Origin of the sequence: Terasakiella sp. 4MB5A (assembly GCF_050058155.1) — a bacterium.
GTDB lineage: Bacteria > Pseudomonadota > Alphaproteobacteria > Rhodospirillales > Terasakiellaceae > Terasakiella > Terasakiella halodenitrificans.
The window spans coordinates 1779628-1795000 of the sequence record NZ_CP188815.1; the positions used below are offsets into that span (position 1 = coordinate 1779628).

Annotated in this window: 16 protein-coding genes, 1 tRNA gene and 1 pseudogene (1 of these 18 cut by a window edge); 14 read left to right on the forward strand and 4 right to left on the reverse strand. The window is 45.6% G+C overall.

Going from position 1 to position 15373, the window contains the following annotated elements:
• The first annotated feature begins 17 nt into the window (after positions 1–17).
• The 9 genes from ACI0FF_RS08140 (at position 18) to ACI0FF_RS08180 (ending at position 6895) form a co-directional block, all read left to right on the forward strand.
• Positions 18–1244 (forward strand): IscS subfamily cysteine desulfurase, encoded by a 1227-nt coding sequence (locus ACI0FF_RS08140; protein ID WP_419799606.1) that lies wholly within the window; start codon positions 18–20, stop codon positions 1242–1244.
• Positions 1245–1289: 45 nt separating this feature from the next.
• Entirely contained in the window at positions 1290–1673 is a 384-nt protein-coding gene (gene iscU / locus ACI0FF_RS08145; RefSeq protein WP_419799607.1) for a Fe-S cluster assembly scaffold IscU, read from the forward strand.
• Between the two features lie 27 nt (positions 1674–1700).
• Complete coding sequence (locus ACI0FF_RS08150; protein ID WP_188666677.1) at positions 1701–2045, forward strand: HesB/IscA family protein; 345 nt, start codon at positions 1701–1703, stop codon at positions 2043–2045.
• A gap of 94 nt (positions 2046–2139) precedes the next feature.
• Positions 2140–2781 carry a Fe-S protein assembly co-chaperone HscB gene (hscB, locus tag ACI0FF_RS08155; RefSeq protein ID WP_419799608.1) on the forward strand — a complete coding sequence of 214 codons (642 nt, stop codon included), beginning with the start codon at positions 2140–2142 and terminating at the stop codon, positions 2779–2781.
• 4 nt (positions 2782–2785) lie between these two features.
• Positions 2786–4681: a Fe-S protein assembly chaperone HscA gene (gene hscA, locus ACI0FF_RS08160; RefSeq protein ID WP_419799609.1), complete on the forward strand. Its 1896-nt coding sequence runs from the start codon at positions 2786–2788 to the stop codon at positions 4679–4681.
• A gap of 59 nt (positions 4682–4740) precedes the next feature.
• Positions 4741–5067, forward strand: a complete 327-nt coding sequence (locus ACI0FF_RS08165) for a ferredoxin family 2Fe-2S iron-sulfur cluster binding protein (RefSeq protein ID WP_419799610.1) — start codon at positions 4741–4743, stop codon at positions 5065–5067.
• A gap of 26 nt (positions 5068–5093) precedes the next feature.
• Positions 5094–5294, forward strand: a complete 201-nt coding sequence (gene iscX, locus ACI0FF_RS08170) for a Fe-S cluster assembly protein IscX (RefSeq protein WP_188666674.1) — start codon at positions 5094–5096, stop codon at positions 5292–5294.
• Between the two features lie 69 nt (positions 5295–5363).
• Positions 5364–6089: a DUF599 domain-containing protein gene (locus tag ACI0FF_RS08175; protein WP_419799611.1), complete on the forward strand. Its 726-nt coding sequence runs from the start codon at positions 5364–5366 to the stop codon at positions 6087–6089.
• Positions 6090–6229: 140 nt separating this feature from the next.
• Positions 6230–6895: an MCP four helix bundle domain-containing protein gene (locus ACI0FF_RS08180; protein WP_419799612.1), complete on the forward strand. Its 666-nt coding sequence runs from the start codon at positions 6230–6232 to the stop codon at positions 6893–6895.
• Here the strand turns inward: ACI0FF_RS08180 and ACI0FF_RS08185 are convergent.
• Positions 6882–7660, reverse strand: a pseudogene (locus tag ACI0FF_RS08185) (IS5 family transposase). The gene ACI0FF_RS08180 and the pseudogene ACI0FF_RS08185 overlap by 14 nt on opposite strands.
• Before the next feature lie 258 nt (positions 7661–7918).
• Between ACI0FF_RS08185 and mnmA the strand changes: the two are divergent.
• Both mnmA and ACI0FF_RS08195 read left to right on the forward strand, forming a co-directional pair.
• Complete coding sequence (gene mnmA / locus ACI0FF_RS08190; protein WP_419799613.1) at positions 7919–9025, forward strand: tRNA 2-thiouridine(34) synthase MnmA; 1107 nt, start codon at positions 7919–7921, stop codon at positions 9023–9025.
• Positions 9026–9174: 149 nt separating this feature from the next.
• Positions 9175–9251: transfer RNA gene (locus ACI0FF_RS08195), tRNA-Met, on the forward strand.
• A gap of 39 nt (positions 9252–9290) precedes the next feature.
• Here ACI0FF_RS08195 and ACI0FF_RS08200 read toward each other — a convergent pair.
• Together ACI0FF_RS08200 and ACI0FF_RS08205 are read right to left on the reverse strand one after the other, a co-directional pair.
• Complete coding sequence (locus ACI0FF_RS08200; protein ID WP_419799614.1) at positions 9291–10964, reverse strand: EAL domain-containing protein; 1674 nt, start codon at positions 10962–10964, stop codon at positions 9291–9293.
• 38 nt (positions 10965–11002) lie between these two features.
• Positions 11003–11638, reverse strand: coding sequence for an rRNA large subunit pseudouridine synthase E (locus tag ACI0FF_RS08205; RefSeq protein ID WP_419799615.1), 636 nt, complete (start codon positions 11636–11638; stop codon positions 11003–11005).
• A 72-nt stretch (positions 11639–11710) separates the two neighbouring features.
• Between ACI0FF_RS08205 and ACI0FF_RS08210 the strand changes: the two genes are divergently transcribed.
• The gene (locus ACI0FF_RS08210) at positions 11711–12055 is read left to right on the forward strand and encodes a hypothetical protein (RefSeq protein ID WP_419799616.1); all 345 of its coding nucleotides are present in this window, start codon (positions 11711–11713) and stop codon (positions 12053–12055) included.
• A 361-nt stretch (positions 12056–12416) separates the two neighbouring features.
• Positions 12417–14105 (forward strand): methyl-accepting chemotaxis protein, encoded by a 1689-nt coding sequence (locus ACI0FF_RS08215; RefSeq protein WP_419799617.1) that lies wholly within the window; start codon positions 12417–12419, stop codon positions 14103–14105.
• Between the two features lie 62 nt (positions 14106–14167).
• Here the strand turns inward: ACI0FF_RS08215 and ACI0FF_RS08220 are convergent, their stop codons facing one another.
• Complete coding sequence (locus ACI0FF_RS08220) at positions 14168–14374, reverse strand: hypothetical protein (RefSeq protein ID WP_188666658.1); 207 nt, start codon at positions 14372–14374, stop codon at positions 14168–14170.
• A gap of 269 nt (positions 14375–14643) precedes the next feature.
• Here ACI0FF_RS08220 and ACI0FF_RS08225 point away from each other — a divergent pair, with 269 nt between their 5' ends.
• Positions 14644–15373 carry the 5' portion of a tetratricopeptide repeat protein gene (locus tag ACI0FF_RS08225; RefSeq protein WP_419799618.1) on the forward strand. The gene runs 683 nt beyond the window's last position, so the window shows 730 of its 1413 coding nt (coding positions 1–730); its start codon is at positions 14644–14646; its stop codon lies off the right edge, out of view.

Below are 15373 nucleotides of genomic sequence, written 5' to 3' on the forward strand. Positions count from 1 at the left end.
AGAAAAGGAGTGCCCACATGGGCGTAAATACACAGGAACATCCGGTTTACTTGGATTACCAAGCCACAACACCGACGGACCCCCGCGTCGTAGAAGCGATGTTGCCGTATTTTACTCAAAAATTCGGAAACCCGCATTCACGTAACCATGCCTATGGCTGGGAAGCAGAAGAAGCTGTTGAAGAGGCCCGCAAGCAAGTCGCGGACATCATCAACGCCAATCCGAAAGAAATTATTTTTACGTCTGGTGCGACGGAATCGAACAATCTGGCCCTTAAGGGTGTCGGCGCGTTTTATAAAAATAAACGCAACCACATCATCACGGTTGTGACCGAACATAAATGTGTTCTCGATACCTGTCGCCATATGGAACAGGATGGGTTTGAAGTCACTTACCTTGGCGTTCAACAAAACGGCCTGATTGATCTGGATGAATTGAAAGCCGCCATGACGGACAATACCTTGTTGGTGTCTGTGATGGGGGTCAACAACGAAATCGGCGTTGTTCAACCCTTAAAAGAAATTGGTGCCCTGTGTCGTGCCAACAAGACTTTCTTCCATACGGATTGTGCGCAAGCCGTTGGTAAAATTGAACTTGACGTCGAAGAAATGAACATCGATCTGATGTCTATTTCCGGTCACAAAATTTATGGCCCGATGGGTGTAGGTGCGCTTTATGTGCGTCGTCGTCCGCGTGTGCGTATTATTGCCCAGATTAATGGTGGTGGTCAGGAACGCGGAATGCGTTCAGGTACACTTGCTCCGGCACTTTGTGTGGGTTTGGGGATGGCGTGTGAAATTGCCAAGAAAGAAATGGCAACCGAAAATGAACGCCTGCATAAACTGCAAATGCATATGTGGAATCGTTTTCAGAATGAACTGGACGAAGTCTACCTTAATGGTGATCTGGAACAACGCGTATGTACCAACCTGAATGTAAGCTTTGCTTTCGTTGAAGGCGAAGGCTTGATGATGGGGATTAAGGATTTGGCTGTTTCCAGTGGGTCGGCTTGTACGTCGGCTTCGCTAGAACCGTCTTATGTGCTGCGTGCTCTCGGTGTTGAAGAAGAACTGGCTCATACGTCTTTACGACTGGGTATTGGTCGTTTTTCTACGCAAGAAGAAATCGATTATGCAACGGATCGGATTATTAAAGAAGTCAAACGCCTGCGTGAAATGAGCCCGCTTTATGAGATGGCTCAGCAAGGTATTGATATTAAATCCATCCAATGGGCTGAACACTAATTTCGAAAGACAGCCACCTTTGAAGTGGTTTTAAAGGAGAAGAAAATGTCTTATAGCGATAAAGTTGTCGATCACTACGAAAACCCGCGCAATGTTGGTTCAATGGACAATGAGGCCGGTGAAATCGGAACAGGTCTGGTCGGTGCACCTGCCTGTGGCGATGTGATGCGCCTGCAAATCAAAGTCGGTGCGGACGGTATTATTGAAGATGCCAAGTTTAAAACATTTGGTTGCGGTTCTGCGATTGCATCCAGTTCACTTGTGACTGAATGGGTCAAAGGCAAGACGCTGGATGAAGCGTCCAATATCAAAAATACGGATATTGCCGAAGAGTTGGCGTTACCTCCGGTGAAGATTCATTGCTCTGTGTTAGCAGAAGATGCTATCAAAGCGGCAATTGAAGATTATAAAACAAAACATAAAGACTAAATCAATCACGAAGGAGTGACGCCAATCATGACTGGACGTCCCGCCCCAATTAGCGTGACCGAAGCGGCACTTGATCGGATCCGCGTTCTGATGGAAGGACGCGGAAAACCGAGTAAAGGTGTACGTATCGGTGTACGGACAAAAGGCTGTTCCGGCTTGTCTTACACGCTGGAGTTCGCCGATGAAGTCAATGAGTTTGATGAAGTGTTCGACGCAGCCGACGATATCACCATTATGATCGATCCGAAGGCAACTATGTTTATCTTCGGAACCGAAATGGATTTTGTTGAAGAGCAAATGGCCTCTGGCTTTGTCTTTACCAACCCTAATGAAAAGGGGCGTTGTGGCTGTGGTGAATCTTTCCACGTTTAAAAGCAAAAGGTAGGAAGCCATCCCCGCACATATGCGGGGATCTCTTTTATAAAGAGATTTCGCATACTGTGCGCAAGGGCGATTGTTTAGAACTATGGACGTATCAAACCAAACGATGATGCTGAAAAACGACAAAAGCGGGGTTCATCCCTGTTGGTCCTGTAAGGGACCGGTGGGGAATGGGGACTTGTTTTGTGAAACCTGTCATGCGGTTCAGCCGCCCGGCCATATCGACCATTTCACCCGTTTCGGGTTGAAAAAGGCTTATAGTCTGGATGTAGACGGATTGGAACGCAGCTATTTCGAACTGCAACGTCATTTACACCCGGATCGTTTTGCAAACAAAACACCGAAGGAAAAAACGCTGTCTCAGCAACAGGCGGTCAGCTTGAACGAAGCTTTCGAAGTGTTGAAAGATCCGCTTAAGCGCGCAGATTATTTGTTGAGTGTGCATGGGATGACGGGCATCAGCCACGATCATACGGTGAATGACCCCATTCTTTTGATGGAAGCGATGGAAACACGCGAAGCCTTGATGGAAGCGCAAACCGTTGATGTCGTTAATGCGTTATCCGATAAGGCGCGCCGTGATGTGCGCGATTGTGTACGTGCAATTGCGCAAGCCTTTGATCAAGAACACTATGACGAGGCTCGTAAATTAGCTTTACGCCTGAAATATTTGACGAAACTTTTGGAAGAAACGCGCCAGCATAAAGCGCGTTTGGTAATGAAATAAGACCATGATCGAAACCGTATTGCTACAAATTCACGAACCCGGCGAAACACCACTTCCTCATGCGGGCGACAGCGACCTGGCAGTGGGGATTGATTTGGGTACGACCAATTCCGTTGTTGCCGTCTCTAATGACGAAACGCCCGAAGTTTTGCGCGATGAAAATGGCTCGGGTCTTGTGCCGTCTGTTGTTGCTTACGCACCGGATGGGTCTGCCATTGTCGGGCAACTTGCCAAACAGCTTTTGCTGATGCGCCCGGAAACAGTGATTTCATCCGTTAAACGATTGATGGGACGTGGCCTTCAGGATGTAAAATCAATTTCAGGAACCCTGCCTTTTGAAGTGATTGAAGGCGAAGGCATGGTGCGCCTTAAGGTTTCGGGCAAAGAATTGACGCCGGTGGAAATTTCCGCCGATATTTTACGCGCTTTGAAAGAACGTTCTGAAGATCAGTTGAAGCAAAAGGTTGAAAAGGCGGTTATCACTGTACCTGCTTATTTTGACGATGCGGCCCGTACAGCAACCAAAGATGCGGCAAAGCTTGCTGGATTGCAAGTTTTGCGTCTTGTGAATGAACCAACAGCGGCTGCATTGGCTTATGGTTTGGATAAAGAGGCCGAAGGGCTTTATGCGGTTTATGACCTGGGTGGTGGGACGTTTGATATCTCGTTGCTGCGCATGGAAAAAGGCGTGTTTCAGGTAAAATCAACAGGCGGTGATGCGGCCCTTGGTGGGGATGATTTTGATCACGCCATCTTGGAATATTTTCTGACGGAGCGCCGCGCAAAGTTTGGTGAAGAAAAACTGACGACGGATGATGTGAAAATTGCACTGGTTACAGGACGGATGGCAAAGGAATGCCTGACGGAAAATGACAGTGGTGATTTTGTGTTAGAATTTAACGGTCAGCCTTCAAAACATACGATTACCCGTGAGAAGTTTGATGAACTGGCGGCACCACTTGTGGATCGCACAATCGATATTTGCCGCAATGTTCTGGAAGATGCCGACATTTTCCCGGATGAAGTCAAAGGTATTGTTCTGGTCGGTGGCTCGACCCGTGTACCGTTGGTGCGCAAACGGGTGGGGGACTTCTTTGGACAATCCCCGTTATCCGATATTAATCCAGATGAAGTTGTGGCGGTCGGTGCCGCATTGCAAGCCGAGGCTTTGACGGTTGGTTCAGACAATTTATTGCTGGATGTAACACCGTTAAGTTTAGGGATTGAGACAATGGGTGGGATCGTGGAAAAGGTTATTCCGCGCAACACCCCTATCCCGGTCGCCAAGGCACAGGAATTTACCACTTATCAGGATGGTCAAAGCGCAATGGCGTTTCACGTTTTGCAAGGCGAACGTGAAATGGTGGACCAGAACCGATCCCTTGCTCGTTTTATCCTGAAAGGGATTCCGCCGATGACGGCCGGGGCAGCACGTATCCGTGTGACCTTTAGTGTGGATGCTGACGGTTTGTTGACGGTTGGGGCAGAAGAAGTCACCACAGGCGTTTCTCAAGAAGTGGCAGTCAAGCCGTCCTATGGTCTATCTGATGAAGAAATGGCCCATATGCTGCGTGACAGTATGGTCCATGCCAAGGAAGATATGGAAGTCCGCCTTTTGACAGAGGCCCGTGTGGAAGCCAAACGGGTGATGGAAGCCGTTTATTCTGCACTCCATATCGACGGTAAGTTATTGAATGAAGATGAACGTGCCCATATCAATGTTGTTTTGAATAAACTGGATGAAACAATTGCGGGTGATGATCGTCACACGATCAATGCGATGGTTGAAGAATTAGATCGTGAAACTCAGATTTTTGCCCAGCGTCGTATGGATAAGGGTATTGAAGAGGCCCTGACCGGGGTAAACGTAGAGAAGCTGGAAAGCGCGATTGAGTCTTGATTTCTTGACCAAAATCGATAAAAGGCTTGCAACGCAGTTTTTATAGAGAGAAGAAAACCATGCCTAAAATGACTTTCATTAACCCTGACGGTTCTGAAAAAGTAGTAGATGCCGCCAACGGTTTGTCCGTTTTGGAAATTGCACACAAGAACGATATTGATCTTGAAGGTGCGTGTGAAGGCTCTTTGGCTTGTTCAACTTGCCATGTGGTTGTCGATGAAGAATGGTTCGACAAGTTGAATGAAGCATCTGAAGAAGAAGAAGATATGTTGGATTTGGCGTTTGGCCTGCAACAGACCTCTCGTTTGGGATGTCAGATTCTTATGTCTGATGAACTGGATGGTTTGACTGTGCATGTGCCGGCGGAAACACGTAATATCGGTTAATTTTGACCGGACGAGGAGATTGTCTCATGGGATTGCGCTGGACGGATATTCACGATATTGCCATTGAATTGGAAGATGCTCACCCGGATGTAGATATTATGTCTGTGCGCTTCACCGATTTGTGGAAATGGGTGCAGGAACTGGATGATTTCGAAGATGATCCGGATAAAAGTAACGAAAAAGTCCTCGAAGCCATTCAAATGGCATGGTTGGATGAACGAGATTAATGTGAACAGTCCCTGCCATCTTAGCAGGGACGTTTTCTTTTGGCCTTAGATGAACGAGGGATCTTGGCGATGAATGTCCAACTTATGTATGGCGTGACCGTTTTGGATATTATTGCTTTGGTCTGGTTTTTATTGGCTTGGGTCGGGTATACGTCATGGGCGGACCGGTTTAGTCAGACACGACCCAGCTTGATGACAGTCATGTATGACTATCGTCTGGAATGGATGAAACAAGCGTTAAATCGTGAAGTCCGTGTGGCGGATGCCGCATTGTTATCGACCTTAATTCGTTCAATTTCATTATTTGCTTCAACAGCTATTTTTTTGCTGGGTGGGGTCGTGGCAATTTTTGGATCTTTGGAACAAATTCTGGATTTGACCAAAGACCTGACTTATGTCGCCAAAGCATCCAAAGTCATGTGGGAAATCAAACTTCTGACCTTGGGTACAATTTTTATATATGCTTTTTTTAAGTTTGCGTGGGCGTTACGTCAGTTCAATTACATGCTGATCGTAATGGGGGCGTTTCCATCACCGGAATTTGCAAAGACGAAAGAGGCACAGCAAATTGCTGAACGCGCAGCAAGAGTGAATGCTCTGGCAGTGCAAACTTTTAACCGGGGAATGCGAACGTACTATTTCGGTATGGCTGCGCTCTCGTGGTTTTTGAACCCTTGGATTTTCATTGCGGTCACCTTGTTTGTTGTTTTAGTAATTTATCGCCGAGAATTTAAATCCAAAACATTGCGCACACTGGACCCGAATAGTAATTATGAGAACGTCTTTAAGTTCTAAGGATATTTACTTATAATTATTATAATTTTTTATATAGGTATTTGCACTGATTGCTGTTTTCAATAAATTACTCTACAAATAGATATATGTTAAAGATATAAATATTTGTCCGTGTAATTCTACTTTGAAAAGGGCGCTCAATGAAAATTTCAGCAAAAATAATCACGGGTTTTGCCTGTATCATCGCATTAATGGTAATTCTTTCGGGTGTTGCTGTTTTTGAAATCTCTGGTATTGGAAATGGTTTTTCTGAATATCGCGGATTAGCATTGCAAACCAATCAAAGTGGTCGTGTGCAAGCCAACCTATTAACAGCGCGATTAAATGTTAAAAATTATATTTTACAACAAACACCAGAAAGTATTGAGGCGGTAGAGGCGAGAGCCGATGCCACATTAAAACTTACTGAGGAATTACGTGGGGTGGTGACAGAACCGAAAAAGGTAGAGCTTGCGGATAGTATGATTGCTTCTGTCAAACAATACCGCAGCACATTTGGTGAAGTTGTTGACTTACAAAATCAACGCAATGAAAAAGTTTTGAACGGATTGGACAAAAAAGGGCCGGAGATTGAACGTAAAATCACGGCTATTATGAAATCGGCAATGGAAGATGGTGATGCTGAGGCGAGCTATCAGGCTGGTTTGTTATTACGTGAATTATTATTGGCGCGTCTTTATGCCGCAAAATTTTTAGTAACCAATGAAGAAGCGGCCTATCAACGCGTGCTAAAAGAACTGGAATCTTTAAGTAAGAATCAAAATGCACTTTTGTCAGAGCTTCAAAACCCAACTAGGTCCTGTTGACAAAGTATTTTACCCATACCCGAATTGATGTGACCTGCACGAAGCCAAGGAAACTGAGCATCGTCTTGTCATACCGAGTTGCAACCCGGCGAGCATTTTTGAGTTTGTTGAAGCAGCGTTCAACCTGATTTCTCAAGCCATATACGAAATCATCAACGGGAGTGATTTCCTTTCGGTTTTTCCGCATTGGGATCATGGCGTATCCACCGCGTTTCTCCATATCGTCCCGAATGGAGTTTGCATCGTAGCCTTTGTCTGCCAATAGAACCTTGGCATCTGGACCACCCCATTCCATCAATGGAGCATACCCTTTGTAATCTGATGTTTGGCCTTCGCTGATTTCCAGAGCTATTGGCAAGCCTTCGGCATTTGTTCGAAGGTGTATTTTGGACGTAAAGCCACCTTTTGAACGGCCGAGACCCTCTTTTTGAGTCCCCCTTTTGCCCCAGCAGCCTGATGATGGGCTCTGATGATTGTGCTATCTATCATTTGCACTGTATCTGGAACGGCTTTGGCATCGTTCAAGGCATCCAGTAGAACATCCCAAACGCCGAGCAATGTCCAGCGGCGGAATTGACGATAAACAGAGGACCATTTACCGAAGTAATTGGGGAGGTCACGCCAAGGTGCTCCTGTCCGGGCAATCCAAAAAATACCATCAAGAGTGAGGCGGTGATTTGAGGGAGGACGGCCAGATTTTGGCCCTTGGGCATGAAGGAATGGCTCGAAGAATAACCATTCATCGTCGCTCATCAAATTCCGCATAGACTTCTCCTCATAAAAAGAAGTCTTGAATCACATTCTAAGCAATTTGTGAACCCACTTTGTCAACAGGACCTAGAGGTTTCCGCACATCTCATGGATCAATCGAATGAACTGCAACAAGAAGTTCAGAATTTTATTGGAAGAGTACGAGCAAGCTAACTTTTCAAGATAATAGAACGATAGTAATGCCCTCTTATCGTAAGAGGGCATTTCCTTTTGGCTCTTGCCTTTTTAGACTGCTCGGCTTATATGGCACTTATGAACTCTCTATTTATTGATAAAGCCCCCGAGGATACTCGCATTGTTGTTGCCATGTCCGGTGGGGTCGATAGCTCTGTGACGGCTGCCATGTTGAAAGAACAGGGCTATGACGTCGTTGGCGTGACGTTACAGCTCTATGATCATGGGGAGGCCGTCTGCCGCCCTAATACCTGTTGTGCAGGACGTGATATCTATGACGCGCGTCGTGTGGCCGATCAAATTGGTATTCCCCATTATGTTTTGGATTATGAAGAAGTTTTCAAACGTGATGTGATGGATTATTTCGCCGAAACCTATATGCAGGGTGAAACGCCGATCCCTTGTGTGAAATGCAATGAAACCGTCAAGTTCCGTGATTTGTTGGAAACAGCAAAAGATTTGGGTGGAGATGCCTTGGTCACAGGGCATTATGTGCAATGGGAAAAGACCGATCAAGGTGCTGTTCTTTTGCGCGGGGCAGACCATCGCCGTGACCAGAGTTATTTTATGTTTACGATGACGCAGGAACAGGCCGACTTTGTGCGCTTTCCTTTAGGCAATATGTCCAAGGATGAAACACGGGCCTTGGCAAAAAAATACGGTTTGTCTGTAGCCTCAAAAAGCGACAGTCAGGACATTTGTTTTGTCCCGGAAGGAAAATATGTCGATGTGGTCGCAAAATTGCGTCCTGGGGCATTGGAACCGGGGGAAATCGTTCATTTGGACGGCACCGTTGTTGGAAAACATGACGGGATCATTAAATATACGGTCGGTCAACGCCGGGGATTGGGTATTGCATGGCCGGATCCATTATATGTGATTCGACTGGATGCGGAGAAAAAGCAAGTTATTGTCGGCCCGCAAGAAGCGTTGATGGAGTTTGAATTGACGATTGCAGAGTTGAACTGGATTGGTTTTACGCCTCTATCTGCTGAAGGCCGTGAGATTGAAGTGAAGGTGCGTTCGGCGCAACCTCCGCAACCGGCTACGGTATATCCAAATGAAGATGGAACCGCCCGTGTTGTTTTACGTGACGGTTATGCTGGTATTGCACCGGGCCAAGCCTGTGTTTTCTATGAAGGCGAACGCATGCTTGGTGGCGGCTGGATCCAGAAAGCTGCCTGATTTTTCAGGGAAATAAAGGGTGTTTCCTGATAGTGGAGTTGCGATTTATGCGACTTTCAAAAAAAAGTTAAAAAACATCATCTTTGTTGCTTGACACTTGCCCTGTGCTGCCGTAAAAAGCGCGCACTTCGAAGCCAAACGGCTACGATGGCTGGATAGCTCAGCTGGTTAGAGCGCGGCACTCATAATGCCGAGGTCGGCAGTTCAAGTCTGCCTCCAGCTACCAATTTAAAAGGACTTAGAGATTACTCTCTAAGTCCTTTTTTTATTTACGATGAACTTTTGATGTCGGAGCAAATTTACTTGCATACTGAATGGGGTCAGGGTCGGGTTTACCAAAGAACCAACCTTGCCCGAAATCAATACCACAGTCCTGCATATGTTTTGCCATGGCTTCGTCTTCAACCATCTCCGCAACGGTGTGGATGTTCAAGTCATGGCACATGTTAGACATGGCCCGTAAAAGATCATTGCCTTTTTCAGTTGAGTAAGCCCGTTTAACAACGGGGCCGTCGAATTTGACCACATCAACATCTAAGCCATTCAGGTAGTCAAAGCTGGCGGCACCAGCACCAAAATCATCAAGGCAAACTTCAAAGTTTAGTTTGCGGATAGATTGCAGGATACGGTTTACTTTGGGTAAATCTTCAATACGTGCAGACTCGGTAATCTCGAACAGTAAATGCCCAGACATTTCTGGCGAATCTTTTAACATATTGTATAAGGTGCGCATAAACATGTCGTTGCCTAATGAAGCACCAGACAGGTTAATGGCCAGAGGCGGTAGGAAATGGGTTTGTCTGAAATGATGAACGCGTTCAATTGATTTTTTCACGACGGCCATATCCAGATCGCAGATAATGCCGACTTCTTCGGCCAGGCAAATCATATGATAAGGCGATTCTTTAGAGCGTTCCCCTTTAAAACGCAATAATCCTTCGAAGTGATGGACGTAACCGCGTTTTAAATCATTAATCGGCATAAAATGAATGTCAAAATCTATGTTTTTGGCGACTTCTTTTATAAAACTGACATTTTTTACGGTGTTGGTCATCATGCCGGACAAAACATCAGACAGAGCGTTTTCACGCACGGATCCTTTATTCTCACAGAAACGTTGCATGGTGTGAATAAGGGCGCGGGCAACTTGATCTTCACTCATACCCGCCCCATCAACATCTAATGTGCTGGATATGGCTTGTACCATATCGCCATCGGGATGGATTTGGGCGGCCAAGGCTTCAATTTTTTGATTGATGGCTTGCGTGTCAACCGCGCTGGCATGGGCAAAACTGAAGCTGGTATCGTCAATACGGCTTGCGGTATCGCCCCCAAGCGAGCTTTCACTTAAAATTGATCCGATTTCACCCAGTAGCTTTTTTTTATCTGTCGCGCCTACTGTATTCAAAAGCTTATCCAGATGATTAACTTTAAGCATGGAGACTTGAGCATCCCCACCAGCATGGATAAAGGATGTCACACGTTCAGAGGCAGCCTGAGCAAAAGATTCAGTCTCTAACAGGTTGGTTTCTTCTTCGCGTTTAAGTGGTTCAATTTTACCAAAACTCCCGCGATGGGGATCAACCTTGAGGGCAAGGAAAAAGTGATTGTTAAAATCGGGAACGCGATAACCGGATAAAGAAACCCGTAATTTCATTCCCTTTGGACCTTTCAGGTGTAAAGTGACATCATCAAGGCGTCCTTTGTTGCAGGCAGTATCCAGAAGTTCGTTTACGAGTTTAATATCTTCGTTGTGAATATAATCACTAAAAAGAGTCGACGTCATTTCTTGTGCTGTTTTTCCTAATAAAACAGGAGTCGCTCCGGCAACAAATTCAATTTCCCGATTGTCGTTTAATTCGAACAGAAGATCGGCCCGGCAAAAAGACAGGGCAACGAAACGTTCTTTTTCTCTTTTTGTTTTATCTGTATGCGCCATTCTCGGTCCCTTTTGTATTCTGTGTAGAATACTGCTTTTTAGGTTTGTTTTCTATGTAGTTTTTTGCGTGTGCGTTGTTTGCCCTTGTAAGAGCGGGGTGATGCCTTGATCTCGGGGAGATCATCCGTTGAAATGACCTTTTCAATCCAATCCCCGTTTGAGATACCATCCAGCGTCCAGGGACCGATTGCATATCTAATCAAGCGCAGTGTGGGAAAGCCGATAGCCGCAGTCATGCGACGAACCTGTCGATTTTTGCCTTCTTTGATGGAAAGTTCAATCCAGCTTGTCGGTATGTTTGCACGAAAGCGAACCGGCGGGGTGCGTTCCCATAATATGTCGGGTTCTTCCATTACGCGAGCTTGCGCGGGTAGGGTCTTTCCATCTTTTAAAAAGACGCCATTTCGCAATTTGTCCAAAGCAACCTCGTCAGGTACACCTTCGACCTGAACCCAATATGTTTTTGGAAGTTTGAATTTTGGATGAGAAATGCGTGCCTGCAGTTTCCCGTCCCCTGTTAAAAGCAATAAACCTTCACTGTCTTTATCAAGTCTTCCGGCGGCATAAACATTGGGTATATTAATATAATCGGCCAACGTTTTATGGGCGATACCGTCATCACTGAATTGACACAAGACGTTAAATGGCTTGTTGAATAAGATTATTTTCGACATAAGCTCACTTATCCAATAAGAATGCTTTTTGTGCAACCGTTTGCACCCACTTATTTACAGTTAGGAAGGTTTATGTCTTCAGCTTTGCCGAATGCCCAGTTTTCCCATATTAAAAATGCTGAGCTGCGCCGTATCATTTTGCAGGCTTTAAGTGACATGAAAAACCTTCTTGAACAAACGCCGTGTCTTTCTGCTTTGTCGCTGGCGGATCAGCTTAACGAGATTAAGAAGGCGGCCTTTGAAAAAATGTACGCAATGGGGCGACAAACGACAGAACGTGACTTGTCGGAAGATGTCCTGAAAGCTATTCGTGCTTTACAGGATGCCTTTGGACAAATCATTGTTGCTATATCTCCGATGGATAACGTGCGCTATTGTCTGGATGAAATCTGGATAAAAGAACTCGAAAACAATTAAACCCGTTTGCGAATCGAATGTGAAGAAAACGTCTTCTCCATGTATCGTGTGTAATTTAATTATAATCCCCCATAAGGGTGAGCGAAAATCCGCTAAATGGTTTTTTGTCGATTGGCGGGTTTCCGCCTACAAATCCACGTAAATCTACTAGGGTCAAAAAATTGAGATTTTCTGTGTAAAATACAGACAATACGGGCACTATTTCATACTTGTTTGCTCGACTATTTGATAAAGTCTCTCCCAAGCAAAGCCAAAACATAAAGCAAAGAAAGAACGTGCTCCTTTTTTGAGTAAAGGGAGTGCTTTTTTTATCAATGGAAAATGAACAGAAGCTTTGCATTGATCTGTACGGGAGTATGCAATGAACCTTACAATTCGCAATAAAATCATTTTGATTTGTGCAATTGTTTTAATGGCGCTTTCAGTTATCTGGGGGACGGGTCTTTGGACCAATACGAAAGCGCAAGAAACGGCACAGGTAGCGAGTAATCTGCGTCGAGATATTGATTTTCTCAACCTTTTACGTCGCCAAAACCTGATCGTGACTTCTCAGGCAAATAAAATGGTCTTGTCAGCTGTGAATGAAGAAATTGACAAGGACCTCTTTGAAAGCATGGCAGAGAATGGAAAACTTTTGCTTTCCAATAATGACAAGCTCAAACAATATGCGCGAGATGAGACCTCGCAACGCTTGGTCGATTTAATAACCAAGGATTTAGATAAGTTAATTTCTGATCTTAATACCGGGTTTGGTCCAATGGTGGAAAAGGGAGCCGTGAATTTCGGCGCTCTTACCAAAATCGGACTGGTGGTTGACCTTATCGGTGATCGGCTGGATCGCAATATCGGTGCAATCGGGGAAAATATTCAGCAGCAGCTTGATCATTCCTCGTTGGAAGCTGACGATTCATTAACGGCTTCATCTTATATGACGTCAATCGGTTTTGCGCTTGCAGCAGGTATATCCGGGATATTATTGCTATTTTTGGGGCGTAGTATTCTTTCGCCGATTAATGAAATGACACAGGCGATGTCACGTTTGGCGGATGGAGATAAAGGGGTGGAAATCCCAGCGACAGACCGTCAGGACGAAGTCGGTGGTATGGCCAAAGCAGTTGTCATTTTCAAGGAAAGTATGATTAAGGTTGAGGAACTGGCGAACGAAACCGTGCGTGCTACGGAAGCTTCGCGTGAAAGGGCTCAAAAACGTAAGGCATTGATCGAAGTCTTTGATCGAAATATCGGTGATTTGGTTCAAGATGTTTCTGGCTCATTGCATTCTATGGGGAAAGTTTCGCAAGATATTCAAGGTTCCACAGAACAAATTTTAGAACGCGCAGAAAATGTTACGCAAAATTCGTCTCATGCGGCAACGAATATGGGGGAAGTGAGCGCACTGGCAGAACAGCTTGCCTCCTCCATTGCTGAAATCAGTCAACAGGTGAATTTGTCTTCGCGCAAATCCACGGATGGCGTGGAAAAAACACAAGCCACGCAAGATTCTGTTGAGAAACTATCCGATGCGGCGGAAAAAATCGGTCAGGCTGCGGGACTGATTAACAGCATTGCAGAACAAACCAATTTATTGGCTTTAAATGCAACGATTGAGGCTGCACGTGCAGGCGAGGCGGGGAAAGGATTTGCAGTTGTCGCCGGCGAAGTCAAAAATCTGGCCAGCCAAACAGGTCGGGCAACCGATGAAATTCAGCAATATATAGATGCCATTCAATCGGCAACACAGGATGCTGTTTTACGGATTGGGGATATTTCCGATACGGTTTCTGAAATTGACCGGATCAATGCTTCTATTGCCTCTGCGGTCGAAGAGCAAACAGCAGCAACAGGCAATATTGCACAAAACATAGACGGGTCATCACAAGCGGTGCAGCAAGTGGATGATTTTATTGCGGTCTTAAAAGGCGAAGTTGAACAATCCTGTCAATCAGCACAAAATGTTTTATCCAAAGCGGATGATCTTGATTGCCAGTTTGAAACCTTAAAAGCACAAATTGAGGTTTTCCTCAGGGATGTGCGAAACGTCAGGGAATGAACAAAGAAAAAGCGGCGCTGTTGATCAGGGCCGCTTTTTAGTTTTTGTCTTCGCTTTTAATTTTAATGTGTTTGCACCCGTCTGTAGAGCTTGCGATCGACCAAGGCGACTTCGCTCATGGTCTGCATGTCGAGATCATCACGGGCGTTCATAAGATGAACATGCACCGGCAGGTTGGGGAGTTCGATTAAGCGTGTGGCGATCCAAATGGTGTCCGGATGCCCCACTTTGACAAACCGGTCACCCGGTTGGATATGTGATTTGGCCATTTGCTTCCTCAAGAATTTGATACAGGTAATCTATACTGCAAGTTATATTAGCATGCCAAAAGTTAACAAAATCTTGGATGCGAACAGTTTTTGAGAAAAAAAGTAATTTGGTTTATACTGACTTTGGGCGTTGATCCTTTTTGTTTTCATTAAAGAAAAATTAGGATTCACATAGGATTATGGGAGAACCTATATTAGGAGTCTTGCAGGCTGGTTTTTGCATGGGGTAAAGACGAAAACCTCAAGACACAGGCAAAAGGAATAAAGGCGTGTTTGGGAAGACAAAACGCTACGCTGCGCTTTTTGCTGCCGGATTGACGTTGGCGTCATGTGGTGGCATTCAGGACGGGAGTATGCTTGATCCCGTATTCTGGGAACGAAGCGATTTTTCAAAAACGGCAGAAAGTACGTCGGCGTCCGATCGTGGATTGGCTGAATTGGTCAAAGGAAATTATCTTCCGGCAGAAGCCCTTTTTGATCAGGCTCTCGGTGCGGACCCGCGCAATGTTTATGCATTGCTGGGCAAGGCAATGATTTATCAAAATACAGGTCAAATGACGCGCGCACGCGCTCTTTACGAAGCCGTGTTGGCGCAACGTCCTGATGAAAGCTTGAATGTGATTATCTGGACGGATGCAACACCGCGAAATGTGGCCGAGGTTGCCACCATGAATCTTTCCATGATCGATTCTGGCAATGTGGTTGGTAATTTGGCACATGGGGCAGCGGGTGTCGATAAACCCGCCGAAATGGGGGGGGCACCGGGTTACGGCATGACCTCCGGTTCTGGCACCTACGGTCAAATCCCCATGAACGGGACAACGGCTTTGCGTCAAACCGATATGGAAATGCAATCCGGCACCATCCCTGAAATGGGTATGGATGAAGGAACACGTAATATTGTATCTCGATTCAATACCTTGCGTGACCTGTTAGATCAGGGCTTGATTACACCGGAAGAATTTAAAGTCCGCCGCAGTCGAAATGTCGGCGCGTTGG